The organism is Methylothermaceae bacteria B42, assembly GCA_001566965.1.
In the GTDB taxonomy this organism is placed as follows: domain Bacteria; phylum Pseudomonadota; class Gammaproteobacteria; order Methylococcales; family Methylothermaceae; genus Methylohalobius.
In genome coordinates, this window is sequence record LSNW01000013.1 from 31,046 (window position 1) to 49,596 (window position 18,551).

The window sequence follows — 18,551 nt, forward strand, 5'->3', positions numbered from 1 at the left end:
ACTTAGAAAAACATCCCATCCAACGGAGACGATGCGGAAGCATAACGCCGGCGGGGCATGCGCCCGGCCAAATATGCCTTACGCCCTGCGTCCACGCCCAGTTTCATTGCTTCCGCCATCAGCACGGGTTTTTTGGCTTCGGCGATGGCGGTATTCATCAACACCCCATCGCACCCCAGCTCCATGGCAACGCTGGCATCAGAAGCGGTTCCCACACCGGCATCGACGAGAATGGGTACGGAAGCATTTTCAACAATGGTGCGGATGTTATAAGGATTGCGAATTCCCAAGCCTGAGCCAATCGGCGCCGCCAACGGCATCACCGCTATACAACCGATGTCCTCCAACTTGCGGGCAATGATTGGATCATCATTGGTGTACACCATGACATCAAAGCCATCCTCCACCAGAATTTTGGCCGCTTCCAGGGTACCCACCACATCGGGGTAAAGGGTCTTTTCGTCCCCCAGCACTTCGAGCTTGACCAGCCGGTGCCCATCCAATAACTCCCGGGCCAAATGGCAAGTCCTTACCGCATCTTTCACGGTATAACAGCCAGCGGTATTGGGCAGAATGGTGTAGCGGTTGGGAGAAATCACATCGAGCAAGTTGGGTTCATCGGCATTTTGGCCGATATTGGTGCGCCGGATTGCCACCGTGACAATTTCCGCGCCGCTTGCCTCGATGGCGGCTTTGGTCTCGGTCAAATCCTTATATTTTCCCGTGCCTACCAGCAACCTGGAACGATAAGTCTTGCCCGCCACTACCAGAGGGTCGTCTCCTTGACCGCCGCCAATTGCACGGACAATTTCGACTTTGTCGCCGCCGGTCAGTAGGCAGGTATGGTATTGCCCATGGGGAATGATCTGTTGATTGACTTCCACGGCAATTCTTTGATTCTGCATCCCCAGCTCTGCTATCAGATCTTCCAGGGTCGTGTTTTCCTGGACTTCCCGAGGCTCGCCGTTAATAAATATCTGTAGCGCCATGACTGAATTCACGAGGCAACCACTACTGCTTCACGCCGCTTTTTCACCGATTCAGCAAGTCCTTCCAAAAGTTTGACGCTGTCTTCCCAACCCAAACAAGGATCAGTAATACTTTTGCCAAATTCCAAAGGCGCGCCGGGTTTCAAATCCTGACGACCGGGTTTTAAATGGCTTTCCACCATGGCGCCGATAATTCTTTCATCACCAGCAGCAAGTTGCTCACCCACATTTTCCGCCACTTGCATTTGCAACTCATGCTGTTTGAAACAATTACCGTGACTGAAATCAACCATGATGCGAGGGGGCAACCCAGCCTCTTCCAAGGATTTCGCCGCCGCAGCCACGCTTTCTGCATCATAATTGGGCTGCTTGCCGCCGCGGAGAATCAAATGGCAATCTTCATTGCCCGTGGTGGAGAAAATTGCCGAACGACCAGCTTTGGTGACCGACAAAAAATGATGGGGGCGCTGGGCGGAAGCAATGGCATCCACCGCCACTTGCACCGTGCCATCGGTCGCGTTCTTGAACCCTACTGGACAAGATAATCCCGATGCCAATTCCCGATGCACTTGACTCTCCGTGGTGCGGGCGCCGATCGCTCCCCAGGCAATGAGATCCGAAACGTATTGGGGGGTGATCAAATCCAGATATTCCGTGGCCGCAGCCAGACCTAATTCATTGATTTGCAAAAGCAGCTTTCTGGCCAACCGCAAACCCTTGTTGATATTGAAACTTTCATCCAGATCCGGATCGTTAATTAGGCCTTTCCAACCCACCCGGGTGCGGGGCTTTTCAAAATACACCCGCATGACAAGGACCAACTCCTTCTCCAAAGCCTTTTTGATTTCCACCAAACGCCGGGCATACTCCAACGCGGCCTCGGGATCATGGATGGAGCAGGGACCGATAATAACCAAAAATCGCTTGTCCTTTCCGGAAAGAACGTTGTGAATGGCTTGCCGGGCATCGTGCACGGTTTCCGCGGCTTTATCGCTGAGGGGCAGTTCGTCGTGCACCAATTGCGGAGGAACGACCTCCTTCATTTCCCGGATCCTTAAGTCATCTGTACGATATTTGGGGGACATAATGTCTAGTACCTATCTAATAATTCTTACGTTCATTTTCTAAAAATAGCTTATTTTATCATTCCACGAATACGAATCCTTTAGCGATTTTCCAATAAGATAGGCCAAGCCGCGCGTAAATAGTTCACCATCGACCATAAGGTCATTATTGCTGCGGCGTAGATCAAGACGTACCCAACAGGCCGCAGCCACTCTGACTGCCAGTCCACGGCAAATAGCAAAACCGTAATCGCTACCATCTGCAAAGTGGTTTTAACTTTTCCCAGCCAGGAAACCTTGACCTTTTTACGCTCGCCGATTTCCGCCATCCACTCTCTCAGGGAAGCAATGGTAATTTCCCGTCCGATAATCACCACAGCCGCCACAGCCAGCCACGGCTGCGGATCATTTTGCACGAGCAATACCAATACCGCCGCCACCATTAATTTGTCAGCCACAGGGTCCAGGAAGGCGCCAAAGGCAGTGGTTTGATTGAGTTTGCGGGCCAAATAGCCATCAAGCCAATCCGTTAACGCGGCCAGCATAAAAATAATGGCGCAAAAAACCCCAGTCCCGGGTATTGGCAAATAGAAAACCAAAACCAATACCGGAATCAAAACGATTCGGGCAAAAGTCAAATAAGTCGCAATATTGAAGTTTTTAGTCTCGCTCAAGATCCTGGCTCATGAAACGTTTCGTAAATTCTCTCGGCTAATTGATAATTGATGCCTTCCACGGAACATAATGCCTCGACGCTGGCTTTTTTGATTGCCTGCAACCCACCAAACTGCTGCAGCAATCGTTGCCGGCGTTTCGGCCCCAATCCATCGATAGATTCTAAAACGGATTGCCGTTTAATGCGACTGCGTCTTTGCCGGTGCCCACCAATGGCGAACCTATGCGATTCGTCGCGAATATGGCGGATTAGCAATAATGCCGGATGATTACCAGGATGTATCCAACGATCTTGCCAAGACAAATATAAAGCCTCTTCGCCTCCTTTCCTGTCAGGCCCTTTGGCCACGCCCACGATTCGGACAAAAGGCATCCTAAGTTCAGCCAGCACCTCTGACACGGATTTCACCTGGCCTTTGCCGCCATCAATAAAAAGCACATCGGGCAAGTGGCGGCCCTCTTTTTGCAGCCGCTTGAATCGGCGTCGTACTGCTTGGGCCTGAGCAGCATAATCGTCTCCAGGTGTAATGCCTTCTATGTTAAACCGCCGGTAGGCCGATTTCACAGGTCCCTGAGTATCAAAAACCACACAAGAGGCCACCGTTTGATCCCCCTGGATATGGCTGATATCAAAGCACTCAAGCCGCTTAGGCAGTTCAGGCAAGTCCAACAAATCAGTCAGGGCTTCCAATCGTTGCTGTTGATCGTGACGCTTGACAAGCCGTTGCTGCAGAACCGTATCGGTATTGGCCTGAACCATTTTCAACCACTCCCGGCGCTGGCCGCGGGGTCGGGTGATAAGACGAACCTGTCTGCCTGCTTGCTGGGTGAGAACATCAACGATCAAAGTTTCATCTTCTATCGGATGGCTAATAAGGATTTCGGGAGGAATCGGTTTGTCCAAATAGTACTGCCCGATGAATGCCTCCAGGATTTTTGCTGGATCGTATTGCTCTGTGTGAGAAGGAAACAAAGTTTTATCCCCCAAATAGCGCCCGCCCCGAAACCAGGCAACCTGGACACAAGACACGCCCGCTTCGCTGGCACAAGCAATTACATCCAGATCGCCACGGTAACCCGTGACGTACTGTTTTTCCAGCACCTCCCTAAGCGTTGCGATCTGATCCCGGTAGCGGGCCGCGCGCTCGAATTCCAATTGTGATGCGGCTTTTTCCATCCGCCGGACCAGATCATCCAACAGCCCTTGCCCCTTGCCTTCTAAAAACATTATCGTGTCTTCCACGTCCCGCCGATAAGCTTCCTCGCCGATCAAGTCGACACAGGGCGCCGTACAGCGCTGAATTTGATATTGCAGGCAAGGCCGGCTGCGGTTATTGAAATAACTGTCTTCACATTGGCGCACCGGAAATACTTTTTGCAACAGTTTCAGGCTGGCGCGAACCGCGCTGGCGCTGGGATAGGGTCCGAAATAACGCCCGCCGCGGTTACGGGCGCCGCGATGGAAAGTGACACGGGGAAAGGGATGCTCGGTGGAAATATAAATGTAAGGGTAACTTTTATCATCCTTGAGACAAATATTGTAACGGGGTTGATAGCGCTTGACCCATTGGCTCTCCAGCAGCAAAGCTTCTCCTTCGCTACGGGTAACCGTCACTTCAATGGCATGAAGCCGCGCCAACATTGCCCGCTGCTTGGGAGGTTGCTGGCTGCGAAAATAGCTGGAAACCCGGTTCTTCAGGTTCCTGGCCTTGCCCACATACAGAGGCTCCCCCCGATGATCCAGCATCTTATAGACCCCGGGCTTGGTAGTGAGGGTTGCCAGAAATTCCTTGATATCAAATGGATAAGGGTCAGCCATTGTTTCGTATCTATCTCAATAGGGACTTGGACCGAGGCTTCTGAGAATGTTGGCGGCCCGGATGGCTACCAGCAGGCCCTCAGGGGCGAGCCGAACCGAAAGTCCAGTGGACATTCGCAGTCGGCCGGGCGCCCGGATAGGGAAATCCGGGCAGGACTTTTGCGCGGAACAGGAATGTACAGCGCAAAAGCGTTTACAGCGTTTCCCAGAAGCCGGTCCATGACCCTACTCACATTACCTAACTTGGGGAAATACATTATTAGCCGTTTTTTTATGTCTCCAGCATGCCCCTGAGGACTGTCTGCAGGATCCCACCGTTACGATAATACTGCAATTCCGCCGCGCTATTTAATCTGACATCCGCGTTGAAAGTGATCTTGCTACCATCGTCTTTTTCCGCAATCACTTCCAGCGTATCACCCACCGATAATTGATCGGTCACTGGAATGGTGTAACGCTCACGGCCGCTCAGCCCCAATGATTTTGCTGAATCACCAGGACGAAAAGTCAACGGCAGAATTCCCATCCCCACCAGGTTACTGCGATGAATCCGTTCAAAACTTTCCGCTATCACTGCCCGGACGCCCAACAGTTTAGGGCCTTTGGCCGCCCAATCCCGGGAACTGCCCATGCCATAATCCTTGCCAGCTATGACAATCAGCGGAACCCCTTCTTCCCGGTAACGCATGGCGGCATCAAAAATCCACATCTCTTCTCCCTCCGGGAGATGGACGGTAACGCCTCCTTCCTTGCCAGGCACCAGCAGATTTTTGAGGCGGATATTGGCGAAGGTACCCCGCATCATCACTTCGTGATTTCCCCGGCGAGCGCCAAAAGTATTGAAATCTTTGGGGTCCACCCCTTTAGAGAGCAGATAATCGGTAGCCGGGCCTTCCGGAATCACGCCTGCGGGAGAAATATGATCGGTGGTCACCGAATCTCCAAGCAATACCAAAACCCGGGCCTGTTGAATGGGCTCTATGGGATCCGGCTGGGGCTTGAGATGGGCAAAAAATGGCGGCTCCTGGATATAGGTGGACTCAGACGGCCAATCATACAGCACGCTGGCCGGCACCTTAATCGCATTCCATTCGGGATTGAACTCATCCAAGTTTTCATAGACCTGCTTGAACTTTTCCGGATCAAACGCCGTTTTCAAAACTTGTTTGAGCTCTTCTTGGGTGGGCCAGATGTCCTTCAGAAAGACTGGTTTCCCGTCATTGTCCTTGCCCAAGGGTTCTGCCGTCAAATCGATGTTGACCGTGCCCGCCAAAGCATACGCCACCACCAAAGGTGGAGATGCCAGATAGTTTGCCCGGGTCAAGGGATGAATGCGGCCTTCAAAATTACGGTTACCAGAAAGCACCGCCGCTGCAACCAAGCGGCCAGATTGCAGCGCTTTTGTCACCGGCTCCGGTAATGGGCCACTATTACCGATACAGGTAGTACAACCATAGCCAACCGTATAAAAACCCAATTGTTCTAAATAGGTATCCAACCCGGAATCGCGAAGATAATCGGTGACCACCCGGGATCCTGGCGCCAGGCTGGTTTTGACGTAGGGAGGCGTCTTCAAACCTTTTTCAGTGGCTTTTTTCGCCAGCAATCCTGCTCCCAGCATCACGGAAGGATTACTGGTATTGGTACAGCTGGTAATCGCGGCAATCACCACCGAGCCATGACGCAGCTCGGTTGCCTGATTGTTGATTTCAATGGACTCTTTGGCATCCAAGTCTTGCTCTGCCACCCCAAACCCGCCTGTATTGGCCGGCTTGGTCAAGGCACTTTGAAATGCGGGCTTCAGGGCGGCAACCGATAGCCTGTCTTGAGGACGCTTGGGACCTGCCAAAGACGGTTCCACTGTGCTTAGATCCAGTTCCAATACTTCGGTGAAACGGGGCGCTGGAGTTTCATCGGTGCGGAACAACCCCTGGGCTTTACAATAGTGTTCGATCAAATCCACTTGAGCATCGCTTCTGCCCGTAGATCGCATGTAATCCAGTACCGCAGCATCAATGGGGAAAAACCCTACCGTTGCCCCATATTCCGGCGCCATGTTGGCTACTGTGGCCCGGTCAGGAACACTGATACTGGAAAGCCCGGGGCCAAAAAACTCCACGAATTTGCCGACCACACCGTATTGACGCAGCATTTCCGTGACTGTAAGCACCAGATCCGTCGCGGTAGCGCCTTCGGGTAATTGGCCGGTCATTTTGAAACCGATCACATCCGGTGGCAACATATAAAGAGGCTGGCCCAACATGCCAGCTTCGGCTTCGATACCGCCAACGCCCCAGCCTAAAATGCCAAGCCCGTTGATCATGGTGGTGTGGGAATCGGTACCTACAAGGCTGTCAGGATAGGCAATACCCTGTTCGCTGAGAAAGACTCCGCGGGCCAAATATTCCAGATTGACTTGGTGCACAATCCCAACACCCGGTGGCACGACTTTAAACGACTCGAACGCCCCCTGTCCCCACTTTAAAAATTGATACCGTTCAAGGTTGCGCTGGAATTCGAGCCGCATATTCTCTTTGAGCGCCTCAGGTGAAGCAAAATAATCTACTTGAACAGAATGATCGATCACCAACTCGGCGGGAATCAGTGGCTCAATCTTGGCCGGATCCCCATCCAAACGATGGATGGCCGAACGCATGGCGGCCAAATCCACGAGTGCGGGAACACCGGTAAAGTCTTGCAGCAAAATCCTTGCCGGCATAAAGGGGATATCACCCTGACGGGCGCCACTGGGTGTCCATTTGGCAAGAGAAACGACTTCATCTTCTTTAATCAGGTCACCGTCGCAATGACGCAAAATGGATTCCAACAGAATTTTGATGGTAAAGGGAAGAGAGGTGACCTCTCCCACACCGGCTCGCTCAAGACTTTCTAATTGAAAGTAATCCGCTTTTCCAGAACGGGTTTGCAAACTGTTCCGGCTACCAAAAGGATTACTATCACTCATGCTGACTCCTACAAGTTATAATTTATAATGCATTTACAACATTCCAACTCGGGTGGAGCTGGTTTAGAAGGCCTGTTTCTTAAAAGTAACTGAAAGGACTGCTCTAATCCTTCAATAAATACTCACCAAGGCCCGCAAAATATCAACCCGGCTAATCAAGCCTATCAGTTTGTCATCTTCAATAACCGGGAAATGGCGCAAATTACTTTTTTGAAACATTTCAGCCACTTCAACGATGCTGGCATCGGGGCTGACCGACTGGATATCGGTACTCATGTATTCCCCGATTTTGCCATCCATCTCTTCATGATATGCCGCATTGAGAACCACCCGCAGACAATCCATTTCAGAAAAAGCGCCCAATAAATTTCCCTCTTCATCCAACACCGGCGCGCCGGTTATTTTGTGGCTCAATAACTTGCGTATTCCTTCAAATACCCCCATGTCTGGTGTGAACGTTACCAGATTAGTGGACATGTGATCTCGAACAGTAATATTTCTTAACATAAGCTCCTCCTCAGAGGGATTTCACCCTTAATTTTATATTCTGATGTTACGCAACTTACTGCAAGGACTGCGTTGTCACACCCTCTCCCCAACCCCTCTCCCAAAGGGAGAGGGGATTCAAGGCAGGGTCCGTCGCTCCCTCCACCGCTTGCGGGGGAGGGTTGGGGAGGGGGTACCCTGTCTTGCCCGTAAGCCGCCAATGACAGGATTCCTCACTAGACCGCTCACATCGTTTGAGGGCTGCTTTGGAATCACCGTGCGTATCATCAGTTAAATTTTAAGCTTGGGGTTGTTTATTACATTCTTTTTTTCCCTGGGCACACAGACATTCACCATTGCCAGCACCACCGCAACTTCCCTTAATGGCTGAGCGGCCAAAAATGACGCCAATGGACATAATGCCAATAACAACGGCGATAATAACAAAGGTTATAATGAAAATGGTCATGATGACTCCTCGCTAGTCTGTGATAAAAAGGCTCTGGTGGCTTTTTCCGAAAACCCTTCCTTTTCTTTGACAATAAACAGAGCCGCAATTCCCGCCTTAGCGGCCTTTTCCCAGCCCCGCTCCGGCCCGAGCACCAATAGCGCCGTAGCTAATGCATCCGCCTGGGTGGTAGTATGACTCAAGACGGTCACCGATGCCAAGCGGTGGCTAATGGGCCTTCCGCTGCGCGAATCAATGGTATGGGAGAAACGCTGGCCATTGACTTCAAAGTAATTCCGGTAATCCCCGGAAGTCGCCAGACTGATATCCGTCAACACCAGTACCTTCTGTATTTGCCGCACATTGACCTTAGGTTTCTCTATGGCAATTCGCCAAGGCTCACCTCTTGGACTAAAGCCTTTTAAGCGTAGCTCCCCTCCTATTTCGATCAAATACCCTTCGACGCCGATGGAATCCAAATACTCAGCCAGCTTATCCACCGCGTAACCTTTGGCAATAGCGGAAAGATCGACATATACATCCGCCTTACGTTTTCGCAGCGCCGGTGGCGCCTGCCGTACTTCAAGAAATTGATATCCTATGCGGGATTTTGCCTTGGTAATTGCATCAGGCAATGGCGCCTTTTGAGTCCGAGGATCAGGGCCAAATCCCCACAAGTTGACCAAGGGTCCCACCGTCACATCAAATGCCCCTTCGCTCCACTCACTGACCGCCAGCGCTAATTTGACCACCTTGACCAAATCCTCGGAGACAGGTTGCCAGTCGGTACTGCGGCTTTGATTGAATCTTGATAACTCCGAGGATTCAATATATGTGGACATTTGCTGATTGACCAGATCAATCAAGCTGTCCAGTTTGTTTTTGAGGTTTTCCTTCTGAATGCCCGGGGGCATTTTGGTGACTTTAATGGAAAAGCTGGTGCCTAATGCCAGGCCACGATATTCAAAATCCGCCTTGTTATCCTGCGGTTGACACCCCGCCAGAAACAAAACGAGGAGCACCAAGGCTCCTCGTAAGGGAATTAGCATTTTGAGAAAATCAACCGCCGAAGTCATCCAGCATAATATTATCTCTTTCGACACCTAAGTCCTCCAGCATCTTGATCACTGCCGCGTTCATTACCGGCGGTCCGCAAAGGTAATATTCACAATCTTCCGGCGCAGGATGGTCTTTGAGATAATTTTGATACAGGACCTCATGGATAAAGCCAGTATAACCAGTCCAATTGTCCTCGGGTTTCGGTTCAGATAAAGCTAAATACCAGCGGAAATTTTCATTTTCTTCCTGCAGTTTATCGAAATGATCTACGTAGAAAGTTTCCCGCAAGCTGCGCGCGCCATACCAGAAAGTCATCTTCCGCTTGCTTTTCAAGCGAATCAACTGGTCGAAAATATGGGAACGCATTGGCGCCATGCCAGCGCCCCCACCGACAAACACCATTTCGTTATCGGTTTCTCGGGCGTAAAACTCGCCAAATGGACCGGAAATCGTCACTTTGTCCCCCGGCTTTAGATTGAAAATATAAGAAGACATTTTACCGGGAGGCACATCCAAACCTGGCGGCGGGGTAGCAATACGAACATTCAACATGACAATTTCATTTTCCAATGGAAAGTTTGCCATGGAGTAAGCACGCACTACAGGCTCATCCACTTTGGACTCAAGATCCCACAGGTTGTATTTATCCCATTCATCCCGGAATTCTTCTTCAATGTCGAACTCGGAGAACTTGATATGGTACGGCGGACACTCAATTTGTATGTAACCACCCGCGCGGAATTCCAAAGTTTCATTGTCGGGCAGATCCAGGACCAGCTCTTTGATGAAGGTGGCCACATTATGGTTGGAACGTACCGTACACTCCCATTTCTTGACCCCGAACACTTCTTCGGGCACTTCAATCTTCATCGGCTGTTTGACCGTCACCTGACATGACAACCGCTCGCCTTCCCGGGCCTCGCGCTTAGTGATATGGGTCGCCTCGGTGGGGAGCAAGTCACCGCCCCCTTCCAACACCTTAACGCGGCACTGGGCACAAGTACCACCACCACCGCAGGCAGAGGGCACAAACAGTCCGGCATCCGCCAGAGCCATCAGCAACTTGGCGCCAACCGGGGTTTTGATTGTCTTTTCACCATTGACGACGATCTCCACTTCACCCTGGGGCACCAAGTGGGACTTGGCCCAGAGGATCACCATCACCAATGCCAAAACAATGAGCGTAAAAAAGACAACGCCTAAAATGATCTCCAACATGTTTTAACCTTGTTTTTAGAGCTGAATTCCAGAAAAGGCCATAAACCCCAAGGACATTAGGCCCGCCGTGATGAAGGTAATCCCAAGGCCGCGCAAACCCGCCGGCACATCACTATATTTCAGTTTTTCCCGGATGCCTGCCATCGCGGTGATTGCCAGCGCCCATCCAAACCCGCTGCCCAAGCCATACACAGCGCTTTCGGTCAGATTGTATTCCCGTTCAATCATGAACAGGCTACCCCCTAAAATGGCGCAATTCACCGTAATCAGCGGCAGAAAGATACCTAAAGCATTAAATAAAGCCGGAAAAAAGCGATCTAGCGTCATTTCAAGAATTTGAACAATGGCGGCGATCACCCCGATGCTAGCCAAATACACCAGAAAGCTTAAATCCACGTCGGGCAAACCCGCCCAGGACAAGGCGCCTTCTTTCAAAAGGTAAGCGTGAATCAAATGATTGGCCGGCACTGTCAATGTCTGCACCACAATCACGGCAATCCCTAAGCCGAGGGCGGTACTGATTTTCTTGGATACCGCCAGAAAGGTACACATTCCCAAAAAAAACGCCAGCGCCAGGTTTTCAATGAAAACCGACTTGACGAACAAGCTGACCAAGGCTTCCATTACACCACCTCACCATGGGCTGGCATAATCTGATAATCAGGCGCTTCAACTTGCTTCGGCTTCCAGGTTCGCACTGCCCAAATGAACAAACCGATGATAAAGAAAGCACTGGGAGGCAACAGCAACAAACCGTTGGGTTCATACCAACCGCCATCCTTCACTAAAGGCAATATTTCATTGCCCAGCAGTTTTCCAGAACCAAACAGCTCCCGGATTACCGCCACCACCACCAGAATCAAGCTATAGCCCAAACCATTCCCCAGACCATCAAAAAAGCTGGCAATAGGCGGGTTTTGCATGGCAAAAGCTTCGGCCCGGCCCATCACAATACAATTGGTGATGATCAAACCCACAAATACGGACAGTTGCTTGCTAATATCATAAGCCACCGCCTTCAAGATCTGATCCACCACAATAACCAAGGAAGCGATGATGGTCATTTGCACAATAATGCGGATACTGGCGGGAATGTGATTTCTTATCAAGGAAATCGCCGTGTTGGATGCCGCCACCACCGAAGTTAAAGCAACGCACATAATCAGTGCCGTCGATAGCTGGGAAGTCACCGCCAAGGCGGAACAAATTCCCAAAACCTGTAGTGTAATGGGGTTATTGTCGATTAACGGATCAACTAATACGGGCTTGACTTTTTCAAAGTCAAATTCTTCTTCAGCGTTTTCCAAGGTTTCTTCACTCATCGCCGCTCTCCTAACTTATTGTCCGCAGAATTTGTCCAGGAAGGGTTTGTATCCGTCTTCGCTCATCCAGAAACGAATCAAATTACTCACCCCGTTACTCGTCAGAGTCGCCCCTGCCAGACCATCCACTTTGTATTCCGAACCAGACTGCCCGGCATCGACACTGCCCTTCACTAGACGCAACACCGGGGTTCCGGATTCATCATAGACCTTTTTACCCTTCCAGAGGGCGCGCCAGTTGGGGTTGACAACCTCGCCACCGAGGCCGGGCGTCTCGCCCTGGTCATAAAAATTGATCCCGATCACCGTATTGCAGTCGGGTTCCAAGGCTAGAAAACCATACATGGTCGACCAAAGCCCATATCCCCAAACCGGCAGCACAATGGCCTTGGTTTCGCCATTTTCATCCTTCAGGAAATAGACGGTAGCAAATTTCGGCTTGCGCTTGATCCCGGCAATATCACGCTCTCTTGGAATTTCTTCGCTCATCTCGGGATCCTTGGCGGCCTTGCGCATATCAAAGGTGTTCGGATCCAAGTCTTCAACGAAATCGCCGGTTTCCAAACTAATCACCTTCGTTTCAAATTGTTTGAAGGCCTTGTCGATATCAATTCCCTCTTCCCAAAGGCCAACCACCTCCAGGATGTTTTTCTTCATATCCGCGGCCTTATTGGATATCTGCAATGGCCGCAAGGCGACGGCTGAAAAGGCTACCACCACCGCGCACGCCATACAGACCCAAAAAGCAACGGCCAAGGTTTTTTCAAAACTATCATTGGGCAGAGCAAGAATCCGGTCCCGGTAGACTTTGGCTTTCTCCTTCCAGCCCTGCCATTTTACTTGCCACAGAGTCAATTGTTGTTCGCTTGTATTATTAGGCATTGCGTTTAGCCCTTCTTCTGATATTTGCCTGAATTACAAAGTAATCAATGAGGGAGGCGAAAATATTGGCAAACAAGATCGCCAACATGGTTCCCTCCGGGAATGCGGGATTCACTACTCTGACTAAAACCACCATCACCCCGATAAGAATACCGAAAATCCAGCGGCCGGTATCCGTCATGGCGGCACTCACCGGATCCGTGGCCATAAACACCAGACCAAAGGCCAATCCTCCCAGAGTCAAATGCCAATAGAATGGCATGCTGAACATCGGATTGGTCTCGCTACCAGTGATATTGAAAATGAGCGACATCACGATGACGCCAATCAAAACGCCCGCCATAATGCGGTAATTGGCAATACCAGTATAAAGCAGAAAAATCGCCCCCAAAATAATCGCCAGGGTTGAAGTTTCGCCAATGGAGCCTGGCATGAAACCAAAAAAGGTTTGGGACCAGGAAAAACCGGCTTCCTTAATCGCGTCCACGCCACCTTCTGCGGCCAATGCCAGCGGCGTCGCGCCACTGTAGCCATCCACCGCGGTCCACACTGAATCCCCACTCATGAAGGCAGGATAAGAGAAGAACAAAAACGCCCGTCCTGTCAGGGCCGGATTGAGGAAATTCTTACCCGTCCCCCCAAAAACTTCTTTGCCTAACACCACGCCAAAGGAAATACCCAGCGCAACTTGCCACAGCGGTATCGCCGGCGGCAGTGACAGCGCAAACAGGATGGAGGAAACAAAGAATCCTTCATTGACGTCGTGTTTACGCACAACGGCAAACAGCACTTCCCAAATTCCCCCTGCCACCAAAGTAACAATGTAGATCGGGAAAAAATATAAGGCACCGTGCATCAGGCAGGAAAGCGGATTGGAAGGGCTGTAACCGAACCAGTCCATAATGGGTCCCCGCCAATTGGGAATGGTTTCCACGCCTATGGACTGCATGGCGCTGTTGGCCTGGTAGCCCGTGTTATACAGGGCAATCAATACCGCTGGAAACGTCGCCAGCCACACGTAGGTCATCACACGCTTCAGGTCAATGGCATCGCGCACATGAACCGGGTCTGGCGTTACATCCACTGGAGAGTAAAGAAATGTATCCACCATTTCATAGACGGGATACAGCTTTTCGAAGCGCCCCCCCTTGGCAAAATGCGGATGGATTTTGTCTAAGAACGCTCTGACTTTAGACATCAGCCTTCCTTCTCAATTTGAATTAGATTTTTTCTAAGAACCGGACCGAAATTATGCTTCCCGGGATCCACAAAAGTGCACAGAGCCAAATCCTCCTCTTCCAGCTCCAGACACCCGAGATCCTGGGCAGTATCGGTATCCCCCACCACCAAAGCCCGCAGCAGTTGGGTGGGCAACATATCCAGAGGCATCACCCGCTCGTAAACCCCGATGGGTACGATGGCTCTCGGACTTCCCCATAAAGCCGTGGTGGGTTTATATTTACGCGGTTCTTTGTTTCGATTCAGAAGAAAGACATTCAGAATCGAGAATTTATGGTCACCGCCTTTCATTTCAATCCAGCCCATGAATTCCCGTTCGCGATTTTCAGGCACCACAGAGATTTGGCTATGGAAATGGCCCAAATAGGCGGCCCATCCTTTTGCTTTCCTGCCATTGAGGATGGAACCGGAGATGATGCGAAGCTCGTTACCCTCTGTTTCACCCTGGGTCAAATCAGTAATACTCGCTCCCCAGCGGGTGCGTAGCAAACGCGGATTCTTTACTGCAGGCCCGCCCAGGGAAACTACTTTTTCTGGATTTAGCCTACCCGTGGTGAACAGACTGCCGATAGCAAGCACAGCTTGATAATCCAGATACCATACCGTTTTGCTGGCACTGACAGGATCCAGAAAGTGAATATGGGTGCCAGGCAGACCAGCAGGGTGCGGCCCATCAAAGTCAACCATCTCGACCTTGTTTGAATCGGCTGCCGGAAAACCGTCTGCTGAAGGAGCCTTGCACAGGTAGATTTTCCCTGGCGTCAAGTGCTGGAGCACTTGCAGGCCATGACGAAAATCGTCAACCCGTTCAGAAATGACAACAACCGGATCAATCGCCAGAGGATTGGTATCTATGGCCGTCACAAAAATGGAATGAGGCTCGGAATCCGGTGCGGGAACCTTGCCATAAGGCCGAGTTCGCAACGTCGTCCATAACCCTGAATTGAGCAAGTTGCTCTTGACCTGTTCAGCGGTCAAATTGGACAGCTCGTCAGCAGCGCAGCTCTCAAAAACCTCCTCGTCATCGCCTTCCAGTTCAATCACAATGGATTGAAGAACACGGCGGGCGCCCCGATTGATTGCTTTGACGACACCACTGCCCGGAGAGGTAAATTTGATTTGCGGATGGGTCTTGTCCGCAAACAAGGGTTGACCCAGCTTCACCCGATCCCCTTCTTTCACTTGGATCGAAGGCCTCAGCCCGATAAAGTCCTGGCCAATCATGGCTACTGACTTTACCTCCCTCCCCTGGTAAATTTTTTGCTCAGGCTCACCTGCAACAGGCAAGTCCAATCCTTTTTTGATTTTTATCACCATAGATTTCAAGCCTGGTTGAATATGGATTGATAGCGATCCGCAAACAGCCTTTCAACATCCAAGGCTGTCACGCGCAAGGCAAAAACACGCGGTATTAGACCATAAATTGATCGGCCGGACAACGGCATCATTCGCTCAAAGTGTAGGAATAAACCGGCAAAAAAAAGAGCGGACATTTTTGTATGTCCGCTCAAACCCTTCCCAGAGGATAATGGCTGAAAATTCTGTAACCCATGGCGAGGAAGGAGGTTCTTGAGTATAAGAATAAAGGTTTTTGAAAAATTAGCTTTGATCTACATCAAATTTAGATCAGATACATTATCATTAAGTTAGGAAACACTGTATCAACTAAGACACCCTCAATTGTTTCCTTCAAAACTGCTTCTAGCAACCGTGGCGGCCGAGCAAAATAGCTTTTTACGACACCACTCCCTTGGCTCAAAAGTGGGTGGAGAGGGGCTGTTAATTTCGCAAATCGTTTGCCAACAGCTGAATCCAATGGATTACCGGCATTTTCGCCGCCGATTGCAAATGCAGCTGACAGCCTATATTTGCGGTGGCGATGAGGTCTGGATTGTTTTTTTCAAGCGCCGCAAGTTTGCGGTCTCTCAATTTTCTGGAAATTTCCGGTTGAAAAATGGAATAGGTGCCCGCTGATCCACAACAAAGGTGGGCGTCGGCAACAGGAACCAAATTAAAGCCCATTTGCCGCAGCAAGCGTTCGGTAACTCCTGCCAGTTTTTGCCCATGTTGTAGGGTGCAGGGAGACTGAAAGGCGATTTTCATCTTCCTGCCGGCATTGGAGATTGTCACTGGCGGTTCTGCTGTCAGTATTTCACTGATATCTCTGGAGAGCCGTGAGATTTCGGCGGCCTTTTCCGCATAATCCGGATCATTGGCTAAATATTGACCGTATTCTTTCACCATCACTCCACACCCGGATGCCGTGGTAACAATGGCTTCCACGCCGTTCTCCACATAGGGCCACCAGGCATCGATATTGCGGCGCATGAAATCCAAGCCCTCTTCCTGGGCGTCCAGATGGTAACTCAAGGCCCCGCAGCAACCGGCTTCCGGAGCCTGAACCAGGCTGATACCTAAGCTGTCCAATACCCTGGCAGCCGCTTCGTTGATTTCGGGGGTGATAACAGACTGAACGCATCCTTGTAAAATCAACATTTTCCTGGGGTGATTGGATGGCTGCAAGCTAGCACTTTTTACTGCCGGCTTTATCTTGCTGGCCAAAAAGCGCGGCAAAAGGGGGCGAATTTGCTGAGCCGTTCGATAAGCCCACCGCCACCGAGTGGGGAAAGGCAAGGTCATTCGCAAACCTTTTCGCGTAATCTTTTGCCCCCAAGACCGCGGCACCTGTTTTGCCACATGCGCCCGGCCGATATCCAGAAGGCGGCCATATTGCACGCCGGAAGGACAAGCGGTTTCACAGGCGCGGCAGGTCAAGCACCGGTCCAGGTGCTGCTGAATTTTGGCCGTGGCCGGTTGGCCTTCCAAAACGGTTTTGATCTGGTAGAGCCTTCCTCTGGGGCCGTCCAGTTCATTTCCCAGGAGTTGATAAGTGGGACAGGTAGCGTTGCAAAATCCGCAGTGGACGCAAGCGCTCAATATCGATCGCGCAATTGCATCTTCCGGCGTTTTCCGCATCCACTCTGGCAACGACGCCTGCATTTAAAATTCCTCGTACATTCTACCGGGGTTGAATATCCCATGAGGATCAAAGGACGCTTTCAAAGTCCGGTGGAGACGTGCCAAGGCCGGCGGCAATGGCTGAAAAATCCGGTGGCGCGGGCTTTGGGTTCGGAATAACGTCGCGTGTCCGCCCACCTGCGCGGCATAGTCAAATAGCTGCTCGGCAGACGCATGACTACGCAACCACCGTTGGGCGCCCCCCCAATCCAATAGCCACTCCCCGTCAAAGTCCAGCACGGGCGTGCTGGGAGCCTGGGACAAACGCCATAGATTAGCTGTTCCTTCTGTAAAGAAAGGTAACCGCTGCTCCCGAAGATCTTGCCAAAAACATTCCCCCTCTTCCCATGCCTCACCCTCAATCGTTTCAATGGCGGCAGCCACCGCATTTTCTGTCCCCGCCACGCGAACATAAAGAAAGGGCTCCTGGTAACACAGTCCGCTTAGGGGCAAAGACCGGCTCATCAACGTTGCCATGGATTCCAAGGCCGACGACGATGACATTTCGCGCCTGACCGTCACCTCCAAAGCAGGCCTGGGCAGCACTTTCAAGGAAATTTCAAGTAGCACCCCCATTGTCCCCAAAGACCCCGCCAATAACCGGGACAAATCGAACCCGGCAACGTTTTTCATTACTCGGCCGCCGAAAGCAAGCACTTCGCCCCGGCCCGTGACCATCTTCACCCCCAAGACAAAATCCCGCACCGCGCCGGTAAACGGCCTTCTAGGCCCAGACAACCCCGACGCCACCGCGCCACCCAAAGTGGCGGCACCAAAATGCGGCGGCTCGAAAGGCAGCATTTGCCCCTCATCGGCCAGCAGCGACTCCAGTTCCGCCAGTGGCGTGCCACAACGGGCGGTCAAAACCAGTTCCCCAGGTTCATATTCGATAATCCCCTGGTGACCTGATACCGGCAATGGTTCTCCCACAGGCTCGCGTCCGTAGAAAGACTTGCTACCACCGCTCACAATATTGAGCGTCTGGCGCCGGGTGATTGCCTCGGAGACTCGCGCCTGGATTTCCTGGGTCAAATCCGTAGCTTTAAGATTGTTTTCTTTCATTGTGGCTCACGGACATTGGCATTAAAACCTCAATAAATTTTTGACACACCAAATACTTGTTTCCAAACTTCAAACCACCTAGGTATTCCGGTTCGCCATCATGCCCCCAACGGCGAGCCGAACCGAAAGTCCAGTGGACTTTCGCAAGTCGGGAGAGCGCCCGGATAGCGATATCCGGGCGGGGCTTTCACGCAAAACAGGACAGTATCGCGTGAAAGGTTTACGGCGCCCCGCGGATAGCGGGCCGGAACGCCGAACCTTACCGGCATAGACATGCTACGTCGCGCATTCTTTCTCTTAGAAGT

The 18,551-nt window shown here is 51.3% G+C and carries 15 protein-coding genes; all 15 read right to left on the reverse strand.

Going from position 1 to position 18,551, the window contains the following annotated elements; translation table 11 throughout:
- Positions 1 to 2: 2 nt before the first annotated feature.
- On the reverse strand, positions 3 to 989 hold the full coding sequence (locus AXA67_06310; protein ID KXJ41155.1) for a thiazole synthase: 987 nt from the start codon (positions 987 to 989) through the stop codon (positions 3 to 5).
- An 8-nt stretch (positions 990 to 997) separates the two neighbouring features.
- Positions 998 to 2,074 carry a phospho-2-dehydro-3-deoxyheptonate aldolase gene (locus tag AXA67_06315; protein KXJ41156.1) on the reverse strand — a complete coding sequence of 359 codons (1,077 nt, stop codon included), beginning with the start codon at positions 2,072 to 2,074 and terminating at the stop codon, positions 998 to 1,000.
- A gap of 80 nt (positions 2,075 to 2,154) precedes the next feature.
- Positions 2,155 to 2,727 carry a CDP-diacylglycerol--glycerol-3-phosphate 3-phosphatidyltransferase gene (locus AXA67_06320; protein KXJ41157.1) on the reverse strand — a complete coding sequence of 191 codons (573 nt, stop codon included), beginning with the start codon at positions 2,725 to 2,727 and terminating at the stop codon, positions 2,155 to 2,157.
- A complete protein-coding gene (gene uvrC / locus AXA67_06325; protein ID KXJ41158.1) occupies positions 2,724 to 4,547 on the reverse strand; it encodes an excinuclease ABC subunit C in 1,824 nt (607 codons plus the stop codon). The genes AXA67_06320 and uvrC overlap by 4 nt, the downstream gene beginning before the upstream one ends.
- A gap of 271 nt (positions 4,548 to 4,818) precedes the next feature.
- On the reverse strand, positions 4,819 to 7,512 hold the full coding sequence (locus AXA67_06330) for an aconitate hydratase (protein KXJ41159.1): 2,694 nt from the start codon (positions 7,510 to 7,512) through the stop codon (positions 4,819 to 4,821).
- 111 nt (positions 7,513 to 7,623) lie between these two features.
- Positions 7,624 to 8,019: a hypothetical protein gene (locus AXA67_06335; GenBank protein KXJ41160.1), complete on the reverse strand. Its 396-nt coding sequence runs from the start codon at positions 8,017 to 8,019 to the stop codon at positions 7,624 to 7,626.
- A 444-nt stretch (positions 8,020 to 8,463) separates the two neighbouring features.
- A complete protein-coding gene (locus AXA67_06340; GenBank protein ID KXJ41161.1) occupies positions 8,464 to 9,522 on the reverse strand; it encodes a hypothetical protein in 1,059 nt (352 codons plus the stop codon).
- Positions 9,506 to 10,723 carry an NADH:ubiquinone reductase (Na(+)-transporting) subunit F gene (locus tag AXA67_06345; GenBank protein ID KXJ41162.1) on the reverse strand — a complete coding sequence of 406 codons (1,218 nt, stop codon included), beginning with the start codon at positions 10,721 to 10,723 and terminating at the stop codon, positions 9,506 to 9,508. The genes AXA67_06340 and AXA67_06345 overlap by 17 nt, the downstream gene beginning before the upstream one ends.
- Positions 10,724 to 10,738: 15 nt before the next feature.
- Positions 10,739 to 11,347, reverse strand: coding sequence for an NADH:ubiquinone reductase (Na(+)-transporting) subunit E (locus tag AXA67_06350; protein ID KXJ41163.1), 609 nt, complete (start codon positions 11,345 to 11,347; stop codon positions 10,739 to 10,741).
- Positions 11,347 to 12,045, reverse strand: coding sequence for an NADH:ubiquinone reductase (Na(+)-transporting) subunit D (locus AXA67_06355; protein KXJ41164.1), 699 nt, complete (start codon positions 12,043 to 12,045; stop codon positions 11,347 to 11,349). The genes AXA67_06350 and AXA67_06355 overlap by 1 nt, the downstream gene beginning before the upstream one ends.
- Before the next feature lie 15 nt (positions 12,046 to 12,060).
- Entirely contained in the window at positions 12,061 to 12,927 is an 867-nt protein-coding gene (locus tag AXA67_06360) for an NADH:ubiquinone reductase (Na(+)-transporting) subunit C (GenBank protein ID KXJ41165.1), read from the reverse strand.
- Positions 12,920 to 14,125 (reverse strand): NADH:ubiquinone reductase (Na(+)-transporting) subunit B, encoded by a 1,206-nt coding sequence (locus AXA67_06365; protein ID KXJ41166.1) that lies wholly within the window; start codon positions 14,123 to 14,125, stop codon positions 12,920 to 12,922. Before AXA67_06365 ends, AXA67_06360 begins: the two co-directional genes overlap by 8 nt.
- Positions 14,125 to 15,483, reverse strand: a complete 1,359-nt coding sequence (locus AXA67_06370; GenBank protein KXJ41167.1) for an NADH:ubiquinone reductase (Na(+)-transporting) subunit A — start codon at positions 15,481 to 15,483, stop codon at positions 14,125 to 14,127. The genes AXA67_06365 and AXA67_06370 overlap by 1 nt, the downstream gene beginning before the upstream one ends.
- Before the next feature lie 462 nt (positions 15,484 to 15,945).
- Complete coding sequence (gene glcF / locus AXA67_06375) at positions 15,946 to 17,166, reverse strand: glycolate oxidase iron-sulfur subunit (protein ID KXJ41168.1); 1,221 nt, start codon at positions 17,164 to 17,166, stop codon at positions 15,946 to 15,948.
- Positions 17,167 to 18,246 carry a glycolate oxidase gene (gene glcE / locus AXA67_06380; GenBank protein KXJ41169.1) on the reverse strand — a complete coding sequence of 360 codons (1,080 nt, stop codon included), beginning with the start codon at positions 18,244 to 18,246 and terminating at the stop codon, positions 17,167 to 17,169.
- Positions 18,247 to 18,551: the final 305 nt, after the last annotated feature.

Excerpts from the sequence above, each read along its gene's own strand:
- AXA67_06310 (KXJ41155.1), bottom strand. The coding sequence starts at position 989 with ATGGCGCTACAGATATTTATTAACGGCGAGCCTCGGGAAGTCCAGGAA.
- AXA67_06315 (KXJ41156.1), bottom strand. The coding sequence starts at position 2,074 with ATGTCCCCCAAATATCGTACAGATGACTTAAGGATCCGGGAAATGAAG.
- uvrC (KXJ41158.1), bottom strand. The coding sequence starts at position 4,547 with ATGGCTGACCCTTATCCATTTGATATCAAGGAATTTCTGGCAACCCTC.
- AXA67_06330 (KXJ41159.1), bottom strand. The coding sequence starts at position 7,512 with ATGAGTGATAGTAATCCTTTTGGTAGCCGGAACAGTTTGCAAACCCGT.
- AXA67_06335 (KXJ41160.1), bottom strand. The coding sequence starts at position 8,019 with ATGTTAAGAAATATTACTGTTCGAGATCACATGTCCACTAATCTGGTA.
- AXA67_06340 (KXJ41161.1), bottom strand. The coding sequence starts at position 9,522 with ATGACTTCGGCGGTTGATTTTCTCAAAATGCTAATTCCCTTACGAGGA.
- AXA67_06345 (KXJ41162.1), bottom strand. The coding sequence starts at position 10,723 with ATGTTGGAGATCATTTTAGGCGTTGTCTTTTTTACGCTCATTGTTTTG.
- AXA67_06350 (KXJ41163.1), bottom strand. The coding sequence starts at position 11,347 with ATGGAAGCCTTGGTCAGCTTGTTCGTCAAGTCGGTTTTCATTGAAAAC.
- AXA67_06355 (KXJ41164.1), bottom strand. The coding sequence starts at position 12,045 with ATGAGTGAAGAAACCTTGGAAAACGCTGAAGAAGAATTTGACTTTGAA.
- AXA67_06360 (KXJ41165.1), bottom strand. The coding sequence starts at position 12,927 with ATGCCTAATAATACAAGCGAACAACAATTGACTCTGTGGCAAGTAAAA.
- AXA67_06365 (KXJ41166.1), bottom strand. The coding sequence starts at position 14,125 with ATGTCTAAAGTCAGAGCGTTCTTAGACAAAATCCATCCGCATTTTGCC.
- AXA67_06370 (KXJ41167.1), bottom strand. The coding sequence starts at position 15,483 with ATGGTGATAAAAATCAAAAAAGGATTGGACTTGCCTGTTGCAGGTGAG.
- glcF (KXJ41168.1), bottom strand. The coding sequence starts at position 17,166 with ATGCAGGCGTCGTTGCCAGAGTGGATGCGGAAAACGCCGGAAGATGCA.
- glcE (KXJ41169.1), bottom strand. The coding sequence starts at position 18,246 with ATGAAAGAAAACAATCTTAAAGCTACGGATTTGACCCAGGAAATCCAG.